This window comes from Longispora urticae (assembly GCF_053902585.1).
Genome location: NZ_JAQZSH010000012.1, coordinates 138,312 through 159,449 on the forward strand (window position 1 = coordinate 138,312; position 21,138 = coordinate 159,449).

At 74.4% G+C, this 21,138-nt stretch carries 16 protein-coding genes; 9 read left to right on the plus strand and 7 right to left on the minus strand.

Annotated elements, in window-relative coordinates:
• Window positions 1-2: 2 nt before the first annotated feature.
• The 5 genes from PT931_RS06945 to PT931_RS06965 are packed head-to-tail and all read right to left on the minus strand — an operon-like array spanning window position 3 to window position 5,656.
• Window positions 3-1,181, minus strand: coding sequence for a substrate-binding domain-containing protein (locus PT931_RS06945; RefSeq protein WP_456244836.1), 1,179 nt, complete (start codon window positions 1,179-1,181; stop codon window positions 3-5).
• Between the two features lie 2 nt (window positions 1,182-1,183).
• The gene (locus tag PT931_RS06950; protein WP_456244837.1) at window positions 1,184-2,134 is read right to left on the minus strand and encodes an ABC transporter permease; all 951 of its coding nucleotides are present in this window, start codon (window positions 2,132-2,134) and stop codon (window positions 1,184-1,186) included.
• The gene (locus PT931_RS06955) at window positions 2,131-3,138 is read right to left on the minus strand and encodes an ABC transporter permease (protein WP_456244838.1); all 1,008 of its coding nucleotides are present in this window, start codon (window positions 3,136-3,138) and stop codon (window positions 2,131-2,133) included. Before PT931_RS06955 ends, PT931_RS06950 begins: the two co-directional genes overlap by 4 nt.
• Entirely contained in the window at window positions 3,135-4,562 is a 1,428-nt protein-coding gene (locus tag PT931_RS06960; protein WP_456244861.1) for a sugar ABC transporter ATP-binding protein, read from the minus strand. Before PT931_RS06960 ends, PT931_RS06955 begins: the two co-directional genes overlap by 4 nt.
• Window positions 4,563-4,564: 2 nt before the next feature.
• Entirely contained in the window at window positions 4,565-5,656 is a 1,092-nt protein-coding gene (locus tag PT931_RS06965; RefSeq protein ID WP_456244839.1) for a Gfo/Idh/MocA family protein, read from the minus strand.
• Window positions 5,657-5,754: 98 nt separating this feature from the next.
• Between PT931_RS06965 and PT931_RS06970 the strand changes: the two genes are divergently transcribed.
• A complete protein-coding gene (locus PT931_RS06970; protein ID WP_456244840.1) occupies window positions 5,755-6,924 on the plus strand; it encodes an ROK family protein in 1,170 nt (389 codons plus the stop codon).
• A 60-nt stretch (window positions 6,925-6,984) separates the two neighbouring features.
• Here the strand turns inward: PT931_RS06970 and PT931_RS06975 are convergent, their stop codons facing one another.
• A complete protein-coding gene (locus PT931_RS06975) occupies window positions 6,985-7,899 on the minus strand; it encodes a LysR family transcriptional regulator (protein ID WP_456244841.1) in 915 nt (304 codons plus the stop codon).
• An 88-nt stretch (window positions 7,900-7,987) separates the two neighbouring features.
• Here PT931_RS06975 and tdh point away from each other — a divergent pair, with 88 nt between their 5' ends.
• The 5 genes from tdh (at window position 7,988) to PT931_RS07000 (ending at window position 16,745) form a co-directional block, all read left to right on the plus strand.
• A complete protein-coding gene (tdh, locus tag PT931_RS06980) occupies window positions 7,988-9,037 on the plus strand; it encodes an L-threonine 3-dehydrogenase (RefSeq protein ID WP_456244842.1) in 1,050 nt (349 codons plus the stop codon).
• Between the two features lie 4 nt (window positions 9,038-9,041).
• The gene (locus PT931_RS06985) at window positions 9,042-10,223 is read left to right on the plus strand and encodes a glycine C-acetyltransferase (protein ID WP_456244843.1); all 1,182 of its coding nucleotides are present in this window, start codon (window positions 9,042-9,044) and stop codon (window positions 10,221-10,223) included.
• 122 nt (window positions 10,224-10,345) lie between these two features.
• On the plus strand, window positions 10,346-14,404 hold the full coding sequence (locus PT931_RS06990) for a DUF6531 domain-containing protein (RefSeq protein WP_456244844.1): 4,059 nt from the start codon (window positions 10,346-10,348) through the stop codon (window positions 14,402-14,404).
• 81 nt (window positions 14,405-14,485) lie between these two features.
• Entirely contained in the window at window positions 14,486-15,406 is a 921-nt protein-coding gene (locus PT931_RS06995; protein WP_456244845.1) for a hypothetical protein, read from the plus strand.
• 25 nt (window positions 15,407-15,431) lie between these two features.
• Window positions 15,432-16,745, plus strand: a complete 1,314-nt coding sequence (locus tag PT931_RS07000; protein ID WP_456244846.1) for an ATP-binding protein — start codon at window positions 15,432-15,434, stop codon at window positions 16,743-16,745.
• Here the strand turns inward: PT931_RS07000 and PT931_RS07005 are convergent.
• Window positions 16,717-17,403, minus strand: a complete 687-nt coding sequence (locus PT931_RS07005) for a response regulator transcription factor (RefSeq protein WP_456244847.1) — start codon at window positions 17,401-17,403, stop codon at window positions 16,717-16,719. The genes PT931_RS07000 and PT931_RS07005 overlap by 29 nt on opposite strands.
• 68 nt (window positions 17,404-17,471) lie before the next feature.
• On the opposite strand from PT931_RS07005, the gene PT931_RS07010 reads away from it, so the two are divergent.
• From PT931_RS07010 to PT931_RS07020, 3 genes are all read left to right on the plus strand, one after another.
• Window positions 17,472-17,978 (plus strand): hypothetical protein, encoded by a 507-nt coding sequence (locus PT931_RS07010; RefSeq protein ID WP_456244848.1) that lies wholly within the window; start codon window positions 17,472-17,474, stop codon window positions 17,976-17,978.
• Window positions 17,975-18,853 carry a hypothetical protein gene (locus tag PT931_RS07015; RefSeq protein WP_456244849.1) on the plus strand — a complete coding sequence of 293 codons (879 nt, stop codon included), beginning with the start codon at window positions 17,975-17,977 and terminating at the stop codon, window positions 18,851-18,853. The genes PT931_RS07010 and PT931_RS07015 overlap by 4 nt, the downstream gene beginning before the upstream one ends.
• 137 nt (window positions 18,854-18,990) lie before the next feature.
• A complete protein-coding gene (locus tag PT931_RS07020; protein WP_456244850.1) occupies window positions 18,991-21,135 on the plus strand; it encodes a HAMP domain-containing protein in 2,145 nt (714 codons plus the stop codon).
• Window positions 21,136-21,138 lie beyond the last annotated feature (3 nt).

A 21,138-nucleotide genomic window follows, 5' to 3' on the forward strand; every position in this document is an offset into this window, starting at 1 on the left:
GTCTACTTGCCTCCCCACTTCTGCGGGAAGCCGGGCATGGCCTCGCAGCCGCACAGCGCGTAGTGCAGCGGCGGCATGCCGGGCTTGCGGTACGTGCCGAGATTCGCCTCGGTGATCTTCGGCTGGGGCAGGTTCCAGACCTTCGGCACCTGCTCGCCGTTGAGGATCCGCAGGGCGGCGAGGACCGGGGTCCGCCACTGGTAGGTCGGGTAGGTCGGGGCGACCGCGGTGAGCTTCTTGTCGCTCCACTTCTGGAGGAAGTCCTGCTGGTCCTCGCCGTTGATGGGCGGCACGGGCAGGCCCGCGTCCTCGAACGCCTCGATCGCGGCGACCGAGGTGGCGCCGGCGTCCATCCAGATGCCGTCGAGCTTGCCGTGCCGCTGGATGTAGTCGCTGACGATGCTCTTGGTCTTGGCCGCGTCGCCGTCGGTGAACTCGACGCCGACGACGTTCAGCTTGCTCTTGTCGAAGGCCACCTTCGCCGCCGACCAGCGGGTCTCCAGCACGTCCACGCCGGGCAGGATGCGCAGCGCGAGGATCTTCCCGCCGGGCTTGACCTTCTCGATCAGGAACTCGGCCGCGTCCGCGCCGAACGCGTACCCGCCGATGGGTTTGATGAAGGTCACCGGGCAGTCCGTCTGCACCCCACGGTCGAAGACGATGACGGGTACCTTCGGGCACGCGCCCGCCACCGCCGGCGTCAGTGTCGCGGTCGTGTTCGGCGACACGATCAGCGCGTCGCAGCCCTTGGCCGTGAGCTCGCTGATGTCGGAGATCTGCTTGTCGTCCTTGCCCTCGGCGTCCAGGACCGTGAAGTCCCTGATCTCCGGGTGCAGGGCGACCTCGGCCTGCATGGTCTTCCAGCCGACCTGCCGCCACGGGTTGTTGACCGCCGCGTTGGAGAAGCACAGGTGGTAGGGGCCGGCCTTCTTGTACTTGGCCGTGTCGACGAACTGCGGGGCGATGCTCTGCTCCCACGGCTTGTCGGCCGGGCCGGTCGCCGCCTGGCCGCGCATCGCGAGCTGGGCGTCGTAGTCGGCCTGGACGAAGAACTTGGACTGCTCCCCCGTGTTCCCCTTGGTGGTGGGCGACGCGGAGGGTGTGTCGGTGGAGCAGGCGGAAAGAGCCAGCAGCGTGGTCAGCGCCACCGCGGTGAGTACCTGTCTCGGGGAGAGGGGCATGGCTATGACTGTCCTTTCAGGGGGCGGCGGGGTAGGGCGGTCCACCGTGGGAGCCGCACTGCTCCCAGGGCGACCGCGGCGACGAGGATGACGCCCTGCACGGTGACCTCCAGCGCGCCGGAGACGCCGTACAGGTTGAGAAGGGTGAACAGGGCCTCCAGGGTGAAGGCCCCGGCGATCGCGGCCACGACCGAACCGCGGCCGCCGCCGAGCACGACGCCACCGAGGACCACGGCGGTGATGGCCTGGAACTCCAGCCCCTGGCCGACCTGGGCGGACACGCCCGCGTAGCCGCCGAGCAGGATCGCGCACACGGCCGCCGAGAGCCCGGACAGGACGAAGGCGACGGTCTTGGCCCGGTGGGTCCGTACCCCCGAGAGGTCCGACGCTTTCTGGTTGTCCCCGGTGGCGACGAGCGTCCGGCCGAAGTCGGCGCGCATCAGCAGCACGACCGCGACCGTGACGGCGGCCAGGATGAGCGCCGACCACGGCACGGCCCCGAGGCCCGCCCGGCCGAACGCGCGGAACTGCTCGGTCAGCGCCCCGCGCGGGGCACCGCCCGTCCACAGGAACACCGCGCCGGACAGGATCAGCATCATGCCGAGGGTGGCGATGAACGACGGCACCCGCAGCAGGGTCGTGACCAGCCCGTTGACCAGGCCGACCAGCGCGCCGGCCACCAGCAGCAGCGCGAGCACCGGCCAGGTCGCGGCGGGCTCCCCGTCGATCAGCCGGGCGGCGATCACGACCTCGGCGGTGACCAGCGAGCCCACCGACAGGTCGAACTCGCCGGACACGATGACGAAGTACTGCCCGGCCGCGAGGATCGCCAGCGGGGCGGCCCGTTTGACGAACGACAGGAAGCCGGCCGGCTCCAGGAAGTGCGGGTTGGCGACCCCGATGGCCACGAGCAGGACGGCCAGCACGCAGAAGATGGGCAGGGTGCGTCTCATGCCGACCGCCTCCGACGGGCGTAGATCGCCAGGGCGGCCACGATGACGACGCCGCGCACCACGTCCTTGGCGAAGGAGTTCACTTCGAGCTGGTTGAAGACGCTGTCGAGGACGGCCAGCACCAGGACGCCCCCGACGGTGCCCGCGACCCCGCCGCGCCCGCCGGCCAGGGCGGTCCCGCCGAGCACGACCGCGGCGATGGACTCCAGGTCGTAGCCGCCGTCCGTGCCGACCGTCGGGGCGCCCGCGCCGAGCCGGGCGGCCAGCAGCAGGCCGGCGATCCCGGCGCACAGCGAGCAGAGCACGTGCGTGACGACGAGGACCCGGTCGGTGCGCACCCCCGACAGCCGGGCGACCTCGGGGTCACCGCCGACGGCGTAGATCCGGTAGCCGAGGGTGGTGCGGCGCAGCAGGAACCAGGCCGCCACCGCGATCGCGGCCCAGAGCAACGCCGAGACGGGTACCGGCCCGATCCGGTCGTAGCCCAGCTTCTGGAACGAGGCCGGCACACTGCCCGCCGGCCCGTCGTACCGGTGGTCCAGCACCCCCTTGATGATCAGGGTGACGCCGAGGGTGGCGATGAACGCGTGCACCTTGAGCCGGGTGATGACCAGCCCGTTGAGCAGCCCGGTCAGGGCGCTGACCGCGAGCACCGCGCCGATGGCCGGCAGCACACCGTAGTCGGCCATGGTCTCCGCCGCCACCAGGGACGACAGGCTGATCACCACGGCGACCGACAGGTCCAGCGAACCGGCCAGGATCGCCAGGGTCTGTCCGATGGCGACGATGCCGAGCGCGGCGGAGCGCTGCTGGATGCCGACGATGTTCTCCTGGCTGAGGAACTGCCCGCCGTCGACCGCGACGACCAGCCAGCCGAGCACCGCCAGGACGCCCAGGGCCAGGAAGACCGGGCGGGCCGGGTTGTCCGCGCCTCCCAGGCGGCCGAGCCGCGTCGGGGCCAGGGCTCTCAGCCTCGGGGCCGGGGCCCGCGTGTCCGGGGTCATGATCCCGCCGCCAGGTGCATCACAGCTTCCTCCGAGGAGTCCGCGGGCAGGTGACCGGCGATCCGGCCGTCCCGCAGGACGAGGACGCGGTCGCTCATGCCGATGAGTTCGGGTAGCTCGGACGAGATCATCAGGACGGCCAGGCCCTCCTCGGCGAGTTCGCGCACGAGTTCGTGGATCGCCGCCTTCGCGCCGACGTCGACGCCGCGGGTCGGCTCGTCGAACAGCAGCACCTTCGGGGCGATCGTCAGCCACTTGGCCAGGACGACCTTCTGCTGGTTGCCGCCGGACAGGTAGCGCACCTCCTGCTGGGGGCGCGGCGGGGTGAGCCGGACCCGTTCCAGCAGTTCCAGGACCGCGCCCTTCGGCCGGCCCCGCCGGGTGCGGGCGACCAGCAGGGCGTTGTCGCGGACCGACTGGTGCAGCACCAGCCCCTCGGACTTGCGGTCCTCCGTCACCAGGCCGAAGCCGGCGGCGATGCCCTCGCGGACGGACCGGGGACGCCGCGGGGTCATCTCGCCCCGGGTGAACGGTTCCGCGCCGAACAGCGCCTTGACCAGCTCGGTGCGGCCGGAGCCCTGCAACCCGGCCAGGCCCACGATCTCGCCGGCCCGCAGCTCCAGGTCGATGCCGTCGAGCCGGTCGTTGCCGCCGCCCCGGACGGACAGCAGCACGTCGCCGGGCGGGCGGGAGGCGCGCGGGGAGAAGTAGTCCGCCAGGTCCCGGCCGACCATCAGCCGGACCAGGGCGGTCGTGGTCAGCTCGGCCGTCGGGGCGGTGGTGACCCTCGCGCCGTCCTTGAGCACCGTGACCCGGTCGGCGAGTTCGAAGATCTCCCGGAGCCGGTGCGAGATGTACAGCACGGCGATGCCGCGGTCGCGCAGCCGGCGGACCAGCCCGTAGAGGAGTTCCACCTCGTGCTCGGCGAGGGCGGCGGTCGGCTCGTCCATGACCACGATCCGGGCGTCCACCGACAGCGCCTTGACGATCTCGACCACCTGCTGCTGCGCCACCGACAGCCGGCGCACCAGGTCCCGGGGGCCGAACGAGTCCTCGCCGAGCGACGCGAGCAGCCGGGCGGTGGTCGCGTGCATCGCGCCCCGGTCGACCAGGCCGCGCCGGACCGGTTCGCGGCCGAGGAACACGTTCTCCGCGACGGTGCGTTCGGGCAGGAGGGTGAACTCCTGGTAGATGATGGCCACGCCGGCGCGCTGGGCGTCCAACGGGTGCCCGAACGTCACGGCCCGGCCGTCGATCTCGACCGTGCCTTCGTCGGGCGCGTGCACCCCGGCGAGGATCTTCATCAGGGTGGACTTGCCGGCGCCGTTCTCCCCGACGAGGGCGTGCACCTCGCCGGGGGCCACGTCGAGGTCGACGCCGGTGAGGACCCGCGCGCCGGGGAAGCTCTTGCCGATCCCGCGCATCCTCAACACGGGACCCACTCCCCCGTGCGCGCCGAGTCGAGGATCGCGTCGGTGATGACGGCGGCGCGGGCCCCGTCCTCGAAGGTCGGCAGGCCGTCGCGGTACTCGCCCCGGATCGCGGCGTAGCTGTCGGCGACGAACGCGTCGAAGCAGTCGTGGTACCCCTGGGCGTGCCCGGCGGGCAACGGCGAGTACCGGCGGGCGGCCTCGGAGAGGGTGACCGGGTCGCGGACGAGGGTGTGGGAACCGGCGCGGTCGCCCAGCCAGAGGCGTTCGGGGTCCTCCTGGTCGAAGGCGAGGCTGCCGGAGGTGCCGGACACCTCCAGGACCAGGCGGTTCTTCCGTCCGGGCGCGACCTGGCTGACGTTGACCGAGCCCAGCACCCCGGCGACGGTGGTGAACTGGACGGTGGCGACGTCCTCGGTGAGGACCGGGGAGTTGGTCGCCCGGTCGGTGACGACCACGGCGGTCTGGGCGCTGACCCGGGCGATCCGGTCCCCGGTCACGAACTCGGCCAGGTCGCACCAGTGGGTACCGATGTCGCCGATCGCCCGGCCCGGCCCGCCCAGTTCGGGGTCGACCCGCCAGTTGTCGTCCGTCGGTTCCAGCAGCCAGTCCTGGAGGTAGCTGCCCTGGATCAGGCTGGCCCGGCCGATGTCGGCCATCCGGGCCCGGGCCTCGCGGACCATCGGGTGGAACCGGTAGACGAACGGGACGGCGCCGAGGAGCCCGGCCTCCTCCGCCCGGCCGGCCATCAGCGCGGCCGTCCGGGCGTCGGTGGCCAGCGGCTTCTCGCAGATCACCGCCAGCCCCGCGTCCAGCGCCTTCAGGGTGAGGGGTGCGTGCAGATGGTTGGGGGTGCAGATGTGCACCACGTCGATCAGGCCGGACTCGATCAGATCCTCGGCCGTGGCGAAGACCCGGTCCGCGCCCATCAGGTCGCCGGCCTGCCGCGCCCGCTCCGCTGTGGAGCCGGCCACGCCCGCGAGCCGCGCACCGGTCAACCGGGCGGCCCGGGCGTGGATCCGGCCCATGAAGCCCGTCCCGACTATGCCTGCGCGGAGTTCCGTCGGCCACCGTCGTATTTCCAACATGTTAAAGGAGACTAGGAGTCACTTACGTCGATGGTCAAGCAAAACCTTGATGTAAGATGTCATTACTAAGCCGGGAAAGATCAACGGGAGGCAGGGAATTGACCACCGAGGCAGCGGGCGCAGGAGCACTTCTGACGATCCTCCGCGACGGACGCGCCCGGACCCGAGCCGAGTTGATGCAGCTCACGGGCCTGGCGAGGTCCACAGTGTCGCAGCGGCTCGACGCGCTGTCCGACCAGCGGTGGATCATCCCGTCCAACGACGCGATCTCCTCCGGCGGCCGGCCGGCGGTGGCGTTCGCCTTCAACGCCGGCGCGCGGATCGTGCTCGCCGCCGACCTCGGCGCCACCCACGCGCGGCTCGCCGTCACCGACCTGGCCACCCAGGTGCTCGCCGAGCACAGCGCGGACGTGCCGATCACCGACGGCCCCGAGAAGGTGCTCGGCTGGCTGGTCGACGCGTTCCACCGGCTCCTCGACGAGTCCGGCCACACCCTCGACCAGGTGTGCGGCGCCGGGATCGGGCTGCCCGGCCCCGTCGAGCACCAGACCGGCCTGCCCGTCAACCCGCCGATCATGCCCGGGTGGGACGGGTTCGACGTGCCCGGCTGGCTCGGGCTCCGGCTCGGCGTCCCCATCCTGGTCGACAACGACGTCAACATCATGGCGCTCGGCGAACACTGGGCGGCCAGCCCCGAGATCGAGCACCTGCTCTTCGTGAAGGTCGCCACCGGGATCGGCAGCGGCATCATCACCGAACACCGCCTGCACCGCGGCGCCCAGGGCGCGGCCGGCGACATCGGCCACATCCGGGTGACGACGTCCGACATCGTCTGCCGGTGCGGCAACACCGGCTGCCTGGAGGCCGTGGCCAGCGGGGCCGCGCTCGCCGCCCAGCTGCGCGCCGCCGGCGAGAACACCGCCAACAGCCGGGACGTGGTCGCGCTGGTCCGCGCCGGCAACGCCCGGGCCGTCCAGCTGGTCCGGCAGGCGGGCCGCGACATCGGCGAGGTGCTGGCCTCCCTGGTCAACTTCTTCAACCCGGGCGGGATCATCATCGGGGGCGACATGGCCGACGCCGGGGAGTACCTGCTGGCCGGGGTCCGCGAGGTCGTCTACAGCCGGTCGCTCCCGCTGGCCACCCAGCACCTGAGCATCCGGGTGCGGCAGCTCGACGACCGGGCCGGGGTGATCGGGGCGTCGGTGCTGGTGATCGAGCACATCCTGAGCCCGGGGGTCATCGACGAGGCGGTGGCGGCGCACGCGTAGCCGCACCGGGGCCGTCGCGGCCAGCGCGTGGCGGCGTACCCGGATGAGGTTCGCGGCTTTTCAGGGGTGGGACACGTGGGCCGCGTGCGTGCGCAGCTCGCCCAGGGCCAGGGTCACCAGGGGGTGGGTCTCGCTGCCCCGGCGGACCGCCGTGAACACCCGGCGGGTCGGCGGCCGACCGGTCAACGGCCGCACCTCGGCACCGGACGTGTCGATCGAGTGCAGGGCGGACCGGGGCACCAGCGCCACGCCGACCCCCGCCGCGACCAGCGCGCACACCGCCCGGAAGTCGTCGGACAGGCACTCCACCCGGGGCCGGAACCCGGCGTCCTCGCAGCCCCGCAGCACCATGTCGTGCACCGGGTTGCCGGGCCACGGCGTGATCCACGCGCCCGGGGCGAGCGCGGCCAGGTCCACGGCGGCGGCGTCGGCCAGCGGGTGGCCCGGCGGCAGGACCGCGTCGAACGGTTCGACGTAGAGCGGCTCGCGCAGCAGGCGGTCCCCGCCCGAGCCGAGCGTGAACCGCTGCTCGACGGCCACGGCGACATCGGCCTCGCCGTCGAGGACCAGACGCAGGCTGGTGTGGCCCTCGGCGTCCTTCACCCGGACCCGGACCTGGGGCGCCCCGAGGCGCAGGGCCGCGAGGGCGGGGGCGACGACCTCGATGATCGAGGTGGCGAACGCGGCGATCACCACCTCGCCGGCGACCCCGGTCGACACGGCGGCGAGGTCGGCCTCGGCCCGTTCGAGCTGCTCGGCGACCCGGGTGGCGTGCTCGGCGAGGACGACCCCGGTGGCGGTCAGGCGGACGGCGCGGCCCCGGCGTTCCAGCAGCGCGTGGCCGACCTCGGTCTCCAGCGCGGCGAGCTGCTGGGACACGGCGGAGGGCGACAGGTACAGCGCCTGGGCGGCGGCGGTCACGGTGCCGTGGTCGGCGAGCGCCCGCAGTACCCGGAGCCTGCGCGGGTCGATCACGGTGGCCCTCCTTTGAAGCTGCGCTTCACAACATAGACCATGATTTGGAGATGGACTTCAGAGCGGGTCGGCGGCCAGGATGGTCCGCGTGAGAGCGCTGGTGAAAACTGCCGCCGGTCCGGGACTGACGCTGACTGAGGTCGCGACCCCCGAGGCCGGCCCGGGGCAGGTCCTGATCAGGGTGTTGCGGACCGGAATCTGCGGCACCGACCTGCATATCGACTCGTGGGACGACTGGGCGGCGAGGACCGTCAAGGCCCCGCTCGTGCTCGGCCACGAGTTCGTCGGCGAGGTCGCCGAGGTCGGGCCGGGCGTCCGGGAGGTCGCGGTCGGCGACACCGTCAGTGGCGAGGGTCACCTCGTCTGCGGCAAATGTCGGAACTGTATGGCCGGCCGCCGGCACCTGTGCTTCCGCACGATCGGGCTCGGCGTGCACACCGACGGCGCCTTCGCGGAGTACGTGGTGCTGCCGGAGTCCAACGTCTGGGTACACCGGCACCCCGTGGACCTCGACGTCGCCGCCATCTTCGACCCGTTCGGCAACGCCGTGCACACGGCCCTGGCGTTCCCGGTCGTCAACGAGGACGTGCTGATCACCGGCGCCGGGCCGATCGGCCTGATGGCCGCCGCCATCGCCCAGCACGCCGGGGCCCGCAACGTGGTCATCACCGACGTCAGCCCCTACCGGCTCGACCTCGCCCGCAAGCTCGGCGCGAGCGTCGCCCTGGACGTCAGCGCCAGCCGGATCACCGACGTGATGCCGGACCTGAGGATGACCGAGGGCTTCGACATCGGCATGGAGATGTCCGGCCGCGCCGACGCCCTCCAGGACATGATCGCGGCCATGAGCCCGGGCGGACGGATCGCGATCCTGGGGCTGCCCACCGGCGACGTGCCCGTGGACATGGCGACCGTGGTCACCCGGATGCTCACCCTGCGCGGCATCTACGGCCGGGAGATGTACGACACCTGGTACGCGATGTCCGTCCTCCTCCAGAACGGCCTGGACATCAGCCCCGTCATCACCCACCGGTACGGCTACGCCGACCACGCGCAGGCGTTCGCGACGGCCCGCTCCGGGCAATGCGGCAAGGTCGTCATCGACTGGACCCGCCCCCAGATCCAGGACAAGGAGTAGCACCGTGTTCGATCAGATGCGCCCGCACCTCGCGGAGCAGTTGGCGGCGATCCGCGAGGCCGGGCTCTACAAGTCCGAGCGCGTGATCTCCAGCCCGCAGTCCGCCGACATCACCGTCGGCACCGGCACCGTGGTGAACTTCTGCGCCAACAACTACCTCGACCTCGCCAACCACCCCGACGTCGTCGCCGCCGCCAAGCAGGCCCTCGACGACTGGGGCTTCGGCATGGCGTCCGTGCGGTTCATCTGCGGCACCCAGGAGCCCCACAAGCAGCTCGAGGCGCGGCTGTCGGAGTTCCTCGGCACCGACGACACGATCCTGTACAGCTCCTGCTTCGACGCGAACGGCGGCGTCTTCGAGACCCTGCTGGCCGAGGCCGACGCCGTCATCTCCGACGAGCTCAACCACGCCAGCATCATCGACGGCATCCGGCTGTCCAAGGCCGCCCGGTTCCGGTACCGCAACCGGGACATGGCCGACCTCGAGCGCTGCCTCAAGGAGTCCGCCGACGCCCGGCACCGGCTGATCGTCACCGACGGCGTGTTCTCGATGGACGGGTACATCGCGCCGCTGGACGAGATCTGCGACCTGGCCGAGCGGTACGACGCGCTGGTCATGGTCGACGACTCGCACGCGGTGGGCTTCATGGGCCCCGGCGGCCGGGGCACGCCCGCGCACTTCGGCGTCGCAGACCGGGTCGACATCGTCACCGGCACCCTCGGCAAGGCCCTCGGCGGGGCCAGCGGCGGCTACGTGGCCGGCCGCGCCGAGATCGTCGAGCTGCTGCGCCAGCGCTCGCGCCCGTACCTGTTCTCCAACTCCCTGGCGCCCGCGATCGTGGGCGCGTCCCTGCGCATCCTCGACCTGCTCGCCGAGTCCGACGAGCGCCGGGCCCGGCTGCACGAGAACACGGCGCTGTTCCGGTCGGAGATGACCGCGGCCGGTTTCGACGTGCTGCCCGGTGAGCACCCGATCGTGCCCGTCATGGTCGGCGACGCGGCGCTGGCGAGCCGGATGGCGGCCGCGCTGCTGGAGCGGGGCATCTACGTGATCGCGTTCTCGTATCCGGTCGTCCCGCAGGGCAAGGCGCGGATCCGGGTCCAGCTGTCGGCCGCGCACTCCACCGAGGACGTCCGCCGGGCTGTCGCCGCGTTCGCGCAGGTGCGGGACGAGCTGGGCGCGTAGCGGAGTCGGCGAGCCGACACGGACCGGGCGGAAACCCGACCGACGCCGACCCTCCACTGGGGACAATGGGAGGGTCGGCGTCCGTGTTCCGCGGCCCCGCCCGTCCCCGCCGGAGGTCGACCATGCGGAGCCCGTTCCTCCGTTCCCCCGTGGCACTCCTCCTCGTGGCGGCGCTGCTGCTCGGCACGGGCGCCGTCGCCACGGTCACGTACCTGGCGGTGACGCGCACCGACCCGGTGCCGGTGACCTACCCGGTCCCGGCGGATCCCGCGCGGTCCACCACGGTCACCCCCCGGTTCGGCTCCGCGCCGAAGGGGTGGCGGCCGGCCACGGGCATGGTCGCGACCAGCACCGCGACCGCGCCGTTCCCGCAGTGCCCGGCCCTGGGCGCCGACACCGGGTGCGCGGTGCTGATCGACGTGACCGCCTCGGGCGCGGTCGCCGTCCGGGCCGACCCCGGGCAGGGCCCCTACGACGGGCGGACCGGCGCGACCCTGGTCGGGGTGCGCAACGACAGCCCCGCCGAGCTGCGCGCACTGGCCGTCGCCGCCGACACCGCGCTGTTCGAGCTCACCGGCCCGGGCCTGTGCGTCGACCCCGCGCCGCGCGGCTGCCCGCTCGGCCCGGCGTCCCACGCGGGCCCCGGGGTGCGCCTCGCGGGCAAGGGCCGCTCCGGCACCGTCACGTTCGCCCGCCCGCTGCGGCCCGGGGCGAGCGCCTACTTCGCGCTCGCCCAGGCGCCGGCCGCCACCGTCGCCCCGGTGGGCGGTCCCGGCGTCGCGGAGCAGGGCGGCGCGCCGAACCCGGGCGAGCGGCCGGTGCCGTGCGGGGAGGCCCCGGCCGTCAACTGCGCGACCGGCGCGTACTGGGACCAGGTCACGGACCTGTCGGTGCCCGGTCGCGGCGTGCCCCTCGCGCTGACCAGGACGTACAGTTCGCTGCGCGCCGACCGGGAGGGGCGGTTCGGCTTCGGCTGGACCGACAGCTACGACCTGGCGCTGACCGTCGCGGCCGACGGGGACGTCGAGGTGCGCCAGGAGGACGGTTCGGTCGTCGTGTTCCACCCCGACGGCGACGGGTACGCGGCGGCGCCCCGGGTGCTGGCCACCCTGGCCCGCGAGCCCGGCGGGTTCGTGTTCCGCCGGCACGACGACCGGGTCCGGCACTCGTTCACCGACTCGGGTCGCCTCGTGCGCCAGACCGACCCGCACGGCTACGCGACGGTGCTGGGGTACACCGGCGACAACCGGTTGGAGCGGGTGACCGACCCGGGCGGGCGGACGCTGCGGCTGCGGTACACCGGGGACCGGGTCACCCGGGTGGACGGGCCGGCCGGGCTGACCGTCGGGTACCAGTACCAGGACGGGGATCTGTTCCGGGTCACCGAGCCGCTCGGCCGGGTGTGGGAGCTGGGCTACGACCCGGCGCACCGGCTCACCAGCACCCGCAGCCCGGGCGGGGCGACCCGCACGGTGGCCTACGACGAACGCGGCCGGGTGACCACGGAGGTGGGCGGCACCGGGGCGCGGACGACGTGGGCCTACACGGGCGACGGGGCCTCGCCGGCCGGCGGCACGACCACGATGACCGACGCGGAGGGGGCGGTGACCGTCCACCAGTACGCCGGCCTGCTCCTGACCGCCGTCACCCGGGGCGCGGGCACCCCGTCGGCGGCCACGGTCCGGTACACCTACACGGCGGCGGCGCTGGTGTCCTCGGTGACCGACGGCGAGGGGCACCGGACCCGCTACACCTACGACGGGTACGGCGCCGTGACGAGCGTGACGGACGCCAACCTGCACGTCACCGGGTACGCGTACGCCGACGGGCTGCCCGTCCGGGTCACCGACCCCCGGCAGCGGGTCAGCACCCTGGCGTACAACGCTTCCGGCGACCTCACCGAGGAGGTCAACGCCGAACACGAGCGGGTCGAACACCGCTACGAGGACCCGGCGCACCCCGGGGACCGCACGCGCGTCGTCAGCGCCGCCGGCCGGGTGACCGTCCTGGGCTACGACCGGTGGGGCGGGGTCGCGTCCAGCACCGTGTCGCCCCGGCCGGGGGTCCTCCGGGCTACCCGGTACGCCTACGACGACGCCGGGCGCCGCACCCAGGTCATCGCCCCCGGCGGGGCGGTCACCGCCACCCGCCACGACCCCGCCGGCCGGCCGGACCAGGTGACCGACCCGGCCCGGCACGTGACGACCGTGGCGTACGACCCCGACGACAACCCGGTGGCCACGACCGACCGCGACGGCCACCGCACCGACTACCGGCACGACCCGGACGGCCTGCCGGTTCTCGTGACCCGGGCGGACGGCAGCACCACGGGCACGGTCCACGACGGACTCGGGCGGCCGGTGGAGCGGGTCGACGGACTCGGGGGCGTCACCCGGTACACGTACGACCCGCTCGGACGGCTGGCCACCGGCACGGATCCGCTCGGCCGGGTCACCGGCTACGGCTACGACCGGGCCGACAACCTGACGTCCGTCACCGACCCGTCGGGACGCCGCACCGGCTACGGGTACGACCCGGCCGACCGGCTCGTCTCGGTGTCCTACGCCGACCCCGGCACCCCCGACGTGGCCTACCGCTACGACGAGGCCGGCCGCCGGACCGCCATGACGGACGGCACCGGCACCACCCGCTACTCCTACGACGACGCCGGCCGGCTCACCTCGGTGGTCGACGGCGCCGGCACCGCGGTCGGATACGGCTACGACGACGACGGCCAGCTTACCCGGCTCACCTACCCCGGCGGCCGGGTGGTGACCCGGACGTACGACGGCGCCGGCCAGCTCACCGCCGTCACCGACTGGCTGAACGCCACGACCTCCTACGACTACGACGACGCGACCGGAGCGCTGGTCCGGCGGCGCTCCCCCAACGCCGTGGAGATCAGCTACGGGGCGACCAGAACGGTCCGCAACACCGCCACCGGAAAGGTCCTGGCCACCCTGACCGCCACCGGCGACGACACCACGGGGCAGGTCAGCTCCACGACGGACCCGGTCACCGGCGTCCGGCACAGCTACACCTACGACCGGCTGCACCGGCTCGGCGGCGTCGACGGGCGCACCGTCGACCAGGACGCGGCGGGCGGCCTGCTGACGATGCCCGACGGCACCCGGCAGACGTTCGACCCGGGCGGCCAGTTGCGGACCAGCACCTCCGGGGCCGTCACCCGCACGTTCGGTTACGACCGGCAGGGCAACCGGAGCACCGTCACCACCGCCGGGTCCACGACGACCCTGCGCTACGACCAGGCCAACCGCCTCGTCGGGTACGGCACGGACACCGGCTACGCCTATGACGGAGACGGGCAGCGGGTCGCCGCGACCGCCCACGGCACCACCAGCCGCTTCGCCTGGGACCGGAGCAGCCCGACCCCGCTGGTGCTGTCCGACGGCGCGCACGCGTACCTGTACGGCGCGGACGGCGAGCCCATCGAACAGGTCACCGGCGACCAGCCCCGCTACCTCGTCACCGACCACCACGGCAGCGTGCGGCTCGTCACCGACATCCGGGGGCAGGTGACCGGCAGCGCCAGCTACGACCCGTACGGCCGGCCGGTCGGGCCCGACCCGGTGTCCGCGCTGGGCTACGCCGGGCAGTACACCGACCCGGTCACCGGGTTCCAGTACCTGCGGCACCGCTACTACGACCCCGCCACCGGCCAGTTCCTGACCCGCGACCCGCTGGTCGCCGAGACCGGCGCGCCGTACTCCTACGCCGGTGGCGACCCGGTCAACGCGTCCGACCCGTCCGGCCTGAGCCCGTGGCGCACCCTCGGCCGCTGGTTGCGGAAGGCCGCCGACTTCGTGGTCCACCATCTCGTCGCCGAGGTCGTCGCGAAACTCGTGACCGTCGGGTGTGTCGCGGCGGCCGTCGCGCTCGCGCCACCCACGGCCGGGGCCAGCCTCGCCGTGGGCATCGTGGGGTGCCAGTTCCTCGGCGGCGCCGCCGGCGGGGTCGCCGACTATCTCGTCGGCGCCGTGCAGACCGGGGAGTTCTCCTGGTCGGACCTCGCCTGGGCCGGCGCCGAGGGTGCGGGGCAGAGCCTGTTGGGCGGCAAGCTGGCCTCGGAGGCGGTCCTCACGGCGGTCCGGACCGCGCGCAAGGTCGCGGGGCGGACCTCCGGGTCCCGGGGCCGGGTACCGGCCCCCACGCTCTCGTAGCTCGCAGTGACCACGTGTCACCCGCCCGGTGAGTGACATGTGGCATAGACTGCCGTCGAGCTCTGACTCCGGGAGGCGCGGGTGGGACGTGACGAGCTGGCGGAGGCGCTGCGTAGCGGCCCTTTCCACCGGGCGCTGCGCGCGGGCATCGAGGCCAGGGGGCTGGGGCTGGGGCGGATCCAGGCCCGCCTGGCCGAGTGCGGGCTGCACGTCAGCCTGGCGACCCTGAGCTACTGGCAGCAGGGCACCCGCCGGCCCGAGCGGCGCGAGTCGCTGTCCGCGGTCACGGCGTTGGAGCAGATCCTGGGGCTGTCCCCGGCGGCGCTGACGATGCTGCTGGGCCCACGCCGCCCGCGCGGTCCGCGCCCGGGGCGGCCGGCCACCGTCCAGCGGTACTCGGAACTGTTCGCCCCCGCCACGACGCTGGACCGGATGCTCGGCGAGCTGGAGACCTCCGCGGTCGGCCGCGTGCACACCGTGAGCCTTTTCGAGGACGTGCACGTCGTGGCGGACCATTCGGCCGTGCGCCGCCGCAGCCTCCAGGTGGTGCGGGCCCATCAGGAGGTCGACCGGTTCGTGACGATCTTCCAGGGCGACGACGGGTGCGACACGGACCTGGTCGAGGTCGTGCCCCTGGCCAACTGCCGGGTGGGCCGGATCCGGCGGGACCGGTCCGCGGGCATGATCGTCACCGAGCTGCTCTTCGACCGGGTCCTGCGGGTGGACGAGACCCACATCCTGGAGTTCGAGCACCGCGACGGCAGCGGGGTGCCGTGCGGGCAGTTCCAGCACAGTGCCCGGTACGCAGGGGCGCAGGTGGCGATCCAGGTCCGGTTCGCGCCCGGAGCCGTCCCGGTGCGCTGCTACCGCTACACCCAGGACCGGCTGGACGGCCCCGACCGGGAACGGGCCGAGCTCGCGCTGGCCGGCAGGGACTCCGTCCACGTGCTGGCCACGCCTGTCCGGCCGGGGATCGTCGGCGTCCGCTGGGACTGGGAGTGACGACGGCGCGGGACGGACAGCCCGGATGAGACGCACGTTCGTGGGGGTGGCCCTCGCGGTCACCGCCCTGGTCATCGTGGGGTTCGCCGTTCCGCTGGCGTGGTTCGCGCGGCACACGGCGGCCGAACGGGACCAGAGCAACGCGCACCGCGACGCCGACGCGATCGCGGCCGTGCTGCGGGTCACGACCGAGCCCCGGGAGGTGTCCGACGCGCTCGCCGCGCTGCCGGCGGCCAACCGGGGGCTGGTCGTCGTGCGGCTGCCCGACGGCCGGCTCGTCGGCCCGGCGCGCGGTCCACGCGCGACCCCGGCACAGTGGACGGCGACCGTGGCCAGCGGACGGGCCGCCGACTTCCCGGTGGCCGGCGGCTACACCCACCTGCGTCCGGTCACGGTCGGCGACGGCGAGGTGGCGGTCGCCGAGGTGTACGTGCCGGAGGCCGACACGGACCGGCGGGTCCGGACGGCGTGGCTGGGCCTGCTCGGGCTGGGCGCGGTCCTGCTGGTGGCCGCGGCGCTGCTCGCCGACCGGCTGGCCCGGCAGGTGGTCCGGTCGAGTACGGCCCTGGCCGTGGCCGCCGAGCGGCTCGGCTCCGGCGACCTGGACGTCCGGGTCAGGCCCGCCGGGCCGGTGGAGACGCACACCGCCGGGGTGGCGTTCAACGCGATGGCCGCCCGGATCACCGCCCTGCTGGCGATGGAACGCGAGCTGGTCGCCGACCTGTCGCACCGGCTGCGTACCCCGCTCACCGTGCTGCGGCTCAACGCGGCGTCGCTGCCCGCCTGCGCGGCCCGGGACCGGGTGGTCGAGGCCAGCCTGGGGCTCAGTGCCGAGGTGGACGACCTCGTCGCCCGGGCCCGCCGGCCGTTGGTCGTCCGGGAGGCCGGTTCCTGCGACCTCGCCGAGGTGGTGGCCGGGCGGGCCGCGTTCTGGGAGGTGCTCGCCGAGGACCAGGACCGGCCGTGGCGGCGGTACGGCCTCGACGTGCCGGTGCGGGTCCCGGTACCGGCCGGCACCGTGCAGGAGGTGCTGGACGCGCTGCTCGCCAACGTCTTCCACCACACCCCGCACGGGGCGGCCTGCCACGTGGGCCTGCGCCCGGACCACGGGGACGTCGTCCTCGCCGTCGACGACGCCGGGCCGGGCATCGCCGAGCCGGAGCTCGCGGTGCGCCGCGGGGTGAGCGGGGGCCGTTCCACCGGGCTGGGGCTCGACATCGCGCGCCGGGTCGCCGCCGAGCACGGCGGCAGCCTGTCGGTCACGGCCTCCCCGCTGGGCGGGGCCCGGGTGGCGCTGCGGCTGCCGACCGTCAGTCCTGGCGCGGGGCGACCAGTTTGATGCCGACGCCGCGCACCGTGTGCAGGAAACGGGGCTCGGCGGCCGTCTCGCCCAGCTTGCGGCGCAGCCAGGACAGGTGCACGTCGACGGTGCTGTCGTCGTCGCCGAAGGAGAGCTGCCACACCTCCGCCAGGAGCTGCTTGCGGGTGATCACCTGCCCCGGCCGGGCCGCGAGGTAGGCGAGCAGGTCGAACTCGCGCCGACTCAGCCGGAGCGCGGTCCCGTCGAGCCGGGCCTCCCGGGCCGTCCGGTCCACGGTGAGGCCGCCGAGCACCAGGGGCGGCACGGGTCCCTCCCGCAGGGTGCGGCGCAGGACGGCGCGCACCCGGGCGGCGATCTGTTCGACGGAGTACGGCTTGACCACGTAGTCGTCGGCGCCCTTGTCGAGCAGGCGGATCATGTCGCACTCCTCGTCGCGGGCGGTGGCCACGATCACCGGCACCTGGGTCGCGGCCCGGATCATGGTGAGCAGCACCGCCCCGTCGAGGTCGGGCAGCCCGAGGTCGAGCAGGACGACATCGGGTTCGTTCCCGGTGACGGCCCGCAACCCGGCCATCGCGCTACCCACCGCCTGCACGCTGTGACCGTAGGCGACCAGCTCCTGGAGCAGGGTGTGGCGGATGCCCGGCTCGTCCTCGATCACCAGTACACGGGGCATGGTGGGCACCATACCCCCGGAAGCCTCGGAGCGGACCATCGTGGACGGATTGATGGATAATGCGGCCCATGCGTCGATGGACTGTCACTGCGGTCGCCTGGCCGGCCGCCGCCGCGCTCGTGGGCGGGGCCGTGTGGTTCCTGGTGTCCCCCGCGTTCGTGGCGGACCCGGACCAGAGCCGGCCGCTGCCGCCCGCCCGGACCCGGTCGGCCACCCCGGCCCCGTCACCGACCACCGCGCCGCTCGCCCAGGTGCGCCCCCGGGAGTCCCCGACGCCGCGGCCCACGCCCAGTGCGGTGGTCCGGACCGAGGGCCCGGACAGCGTGGTGCGGGTCGTGAACACCGACGGCGGCGTCGTCACCCTCACCTACGACCACGGCAAGGTCACCGTGACCAGTGTGGAGCCCTACGACCGGGAGGTGCGGGTGTCCGTCACCGGGGACGGCAAGGCCCGCGCGACCGTGCTCCTGGAGTGGCTCGGGCATGTCAGCACCGTCGAGGCCTACTGGGAGAAGCCGGGCGTGACCAGGGCGGACGTGTTCGAGGACGACGGGTACGGGGACGACGTGTGGTGAGTACCCGGCTGGGGGCTCTCGTTCTGGTGCTCGTCGCCACCGTGCTCACCGGTTGCGGAGCCGAACCCGCGCCCGCCCCCGATCCGGCCCGGCTGCTCGCCGACCACGTCGCCGGCCTGTCGCCGGACGGTCGCTACCGGCCACCCCGCGCCGAGGAACGCCGCGCCGCCGGGACCGCCGTGGACCTGCTGCTCGACGGCGGCACCGGGCGGGGCACCGACCAGCTGGCCTCGTTGGGCATGCCCGCCACCCGCGGCACCGACCCGGTCACCGGCCGCCCGTTCACGGTGTACGCCAGCGACGCGCGGACCGAACGGTCCTGGGGCCTGGTGCTGGTGGACGGCTCGGCCCCCGTCCGGTGGGTGGTCGAGGTGCCCCATCCCGGGTACGACCTGCACACCGAGGACCTCGGGCTCGACCTGTTCCGGGCGGTGCCGGGCACGGTGCTGCTGGTCGCGGGGGCGCACCGGAAGGCGGGCGGCGGCGCGGCGGACGTCGCGCACCACGAGGACACGGTGTTCCACGCCCTCGCCGACGCGTACGCCCGGCACGGCCTGGCCCAGCTGCAACTGCACGGGTACGCCGACAAGAACCTGCCCGGGACCGACGCGGTGGTCTCGACCGGTCAGGCCGCGCCCGGCCCCGGTCCGCTGCGGGTCGCCGACCAGCTGGACGGCGCCGGGCTCGCGGTCTGCCGGGCCTGGCGGGAACGGTGCGGCCAGCTGGAGGGCATGTCGAACGTCCAGAGCGCGGGGGCGGCCGGGTACGGCGCGGTGTTCGTGCACCTGGAGACGAGCTGGTCGGTGCGGTCCGATCCCGCGCGACGGTCCACACTGGCGCGCGCCCTGGTCGCGGCCGGACTGCCGGCACCCTGAGCGACCGTCCGCACCGGACCCCGGCACTTGTCACCCTTAGGACCGCGATAGTCAACATTTAGAGACCTCTTAACCATATCGATGGCTACGCTCCGTAAGGCCCGGACCGAGGAAGCCGGGCGAATCGGAGGCGGACCGTGGGCGCAGGCGAGTGGTTGAGGACCTGTCTGGACCGGCAGATCCCCCGGCCGCGCTTCCCCGCCGGCGCGGCCGTGCCGTCCCGGGTGTGCGCGCTGCTGCTGGTGCTGGTCGCCGTCGCGAGCGTCGTCCTGCTGGCCGGACCGGCCCGGCCCTCGGTGCCGGCGGCGGTCGTCGACTCCCAACTGCGGACCACCCGGCTGGTCGCGGCCGGCATCCGGACCACCGCGGCCACCGGCCTCCAGGCACTCGTGGCGGCGGCCGCCACCCAGGCTCCGGAGCCGGCCGGCCTCGCGCGGTCCGTCGTGGGCGGCGGGGCGGGCTGGCGGGGCGGGGCGGTCCTGGACAGGGGGGCCGTGGTCGCGGCGCACGGCCGGGCCGTCCCGGCCGGGGCGCTCGCGCAGCTCCCGACGGGTCCCGGGCTGACGACGGTGCGGGACGCGGTCGGCGTACACCTCGTCGGTTTCGTGCCCCTGAACGGCGGCCGGACGCTCGTCGCCACCATGCCGCTGCGGGCCCGGCTGGCGCGGGTCGACGCCGAGCGTGGGCAGAGCCTCGTGTTCGCCCCGCGGCTCGGCGGCTGGGCGGTCGGCCAGGGGGCCCCGGTCGGCGCGCAGGACCCGGCGCTGGCACCGCTGGTCGCGAGGGCCGTGGCCGCGGCGGGCACCCGGGGCGGCACGGCGGTGTCGGAGGGGGCCGGGACCGCGCCGGCCACGGTCGTCACCGCGGTGTCCGCCGGGGAGTCCGGCCTCACGGTCGTGTCGGTGGTCCGGCAGCCCTGGCAGCAGACGGGTTCGACGTGGCGGGGCCTGCCCCTCGGCCTCGGGCTGCTCGGCGTGGCCGTCGCGGTCCTGGTCCTCACCCACGCGCTGGTCGTGCGGCCCGTGCGCCGCCTGGTCGCGGACTGCTCGGCGGCGGCGGTCGGCGGGGCGGGCACGCACGCGCCCCGGTGGCGGGTCGGCGAGGTGGCCCGGATCGCCGCCGGGGTCCGCCGGCTGCGGTCGCCGGACCGGGAGCCCCGCAGGGCCCGGCGCAGGCTCGCGCCCCCGGTCTGGTGGGTCACGGTGGCGTGCGCGGCCGCGCCGATCGGGTGGGCCGCCGTGGCCGTCGCCCCCGCCTCCGGCGCCGCCCCGGTTCCCCCGCAGGTGGCCGCCGACCTGCGCAACCAGGTGGACATCGTCGGGCGGTCGGTGCAGTTGGCCCTCGACGGCGGGCTCGGCCAGGTGACGGCGGCGGCCGGGGCCGGACCGGAGGGCCTCGCGGACCGGATCGCCACGCTCGCCGCCGACGGCCGGTTCCGCAGCGTCTACGTCGTGGACGCCGCGGGCCGGCCGACGAACCGGGCGGGACGGCCTCCCCTGCGCCCCGGCGGCCCGCTGCCCGCCGGCGAGGGGGTGCGGGTCGACGACCGGGTCCGCCGGGTACCAGCCCTCTACGCGCACGCCGCCCTGCCCGGCGGGCGCGGACTGGTGGCCGAGTTCGACATCCGGCACCTGTCGGGGCTGCTGGCCCGCGCGGACGGCCGGCTGCGCCTCGTCGACCGGCGGTTGCGCACCTGGGTGGACACCGAGGGCTACCAGGCGTTCGCCACCGTGCACGGCCGCGAACTGCGGGAGGCCGGGGACGGGGCCTTCGCCGGCCGGCCGCCCCGGGACCCCGGTGCCGGCGCGCGGTCCCTGGTCACGGCGGTGGCTCTCGACCGGGAGAGCCGCACCGGACACCTGGGGCTGGCGGTGATCGCCGAGCGCCGGGCCGCCGACCTGGACCTGTGGGAGCACCGCGAGCACCGCCGCCGGGAACTGCTGGCCGTCGTGGCGGTCGCTGTCGCGCTGGTCGGGTTCGGCTGGCAGCTGTTCCTCGTCGCGCTGCCGCTGCGCCGGGTCGCGGCGGCGGCCGAACGGCTCGCGGCGGGCGACACCGGTACCCCGATCGCCGTGGCCCGGCAGGACGAGGTCGGCGCCGTCGCGATGTGCCTGGACATCTGCCGGCAGGTCGTGACGCAGGGGCCCGGGCGGCTCGGGGGCGCGGCCCGGATGCGGGGCTCCACCCCGGAGGGCGGCACGGCCCTCCCCACGACCGACGGCGTCACGATCCCCGGCCCGCGCCGGGCCGGAGCGGGCGCGTCGCTGCCCGTCGGAAGCTGAGGC

Excerpts from the sequence above, each read along its gene's own strand:
- PT931_RS07000 (WP_456244846.1), top strand. The coding sequence starts at position 15,432 with ATGAGACGCACGTTCGTGGGGGTGGCCCTCGCGGTCACCGCCCTGGTC.
- PT931_RS06965 (WP_456244839.1), bottom strand. The coding sequence starts at position 5,656 with ATGTTGGAAATACGACGGTGGCCGACGGAACTCCGCGCAGGCATAGTC.
- PT931_RS06945 (WP_456244836.1), bottom strand. The coding sequence starts at position 1,181 with ATGCCCCTCTCCCCGAGACAGGTACTCACCGCGGTGGCGCTGACCACG.
- PT931_RS06990 (WP_456244844.1), top strand. The coding sequence starts at position 10,346 with ATGCGGAGCCCGTTCCTCCGTTCCCCCGTGGCACTCCTCCTCGTGGCG.
- PT931_RS07010 (WP_456244848.1), top strand. The coding sequence starts at position 17,472 with ATGCGTCGATGGACTGTCACTGCGGTCGCCTGGCCGGCCGCCGCCGCG.
- PT931_RS06960 (WP_456244861.1), bottom strand. The coding sequence starts at position 4,562 with ATGCGCGGGATCGGCAAGAGCTTCCCCGGCGCGCGGGTCCTCACCGGC.
- PT931_RS06950 (WP_456244837.1), bottom strand. The coding sequence starts at position 2,134 with ATGAGACGCACCCTGCCCATCTTCTGCGTGCTGGCCGTCCTGCTCGTG.
- PT931_RS06955 (WP_456244838.1), bottom strand. The coding sequence starts at position 3,138 with ATGACCCCGGACACGCGGGCCCCGGCCCCGAGGCTGAGAGCCCTGGCC.
- PT931_RS07005 (WP_456244847.1), bottom strand. The coding sequence starts at position 17,403 with ATGCCCCGTGTACTGGTGATCGAGGACGAGCCGGGCATCCGCCACACC.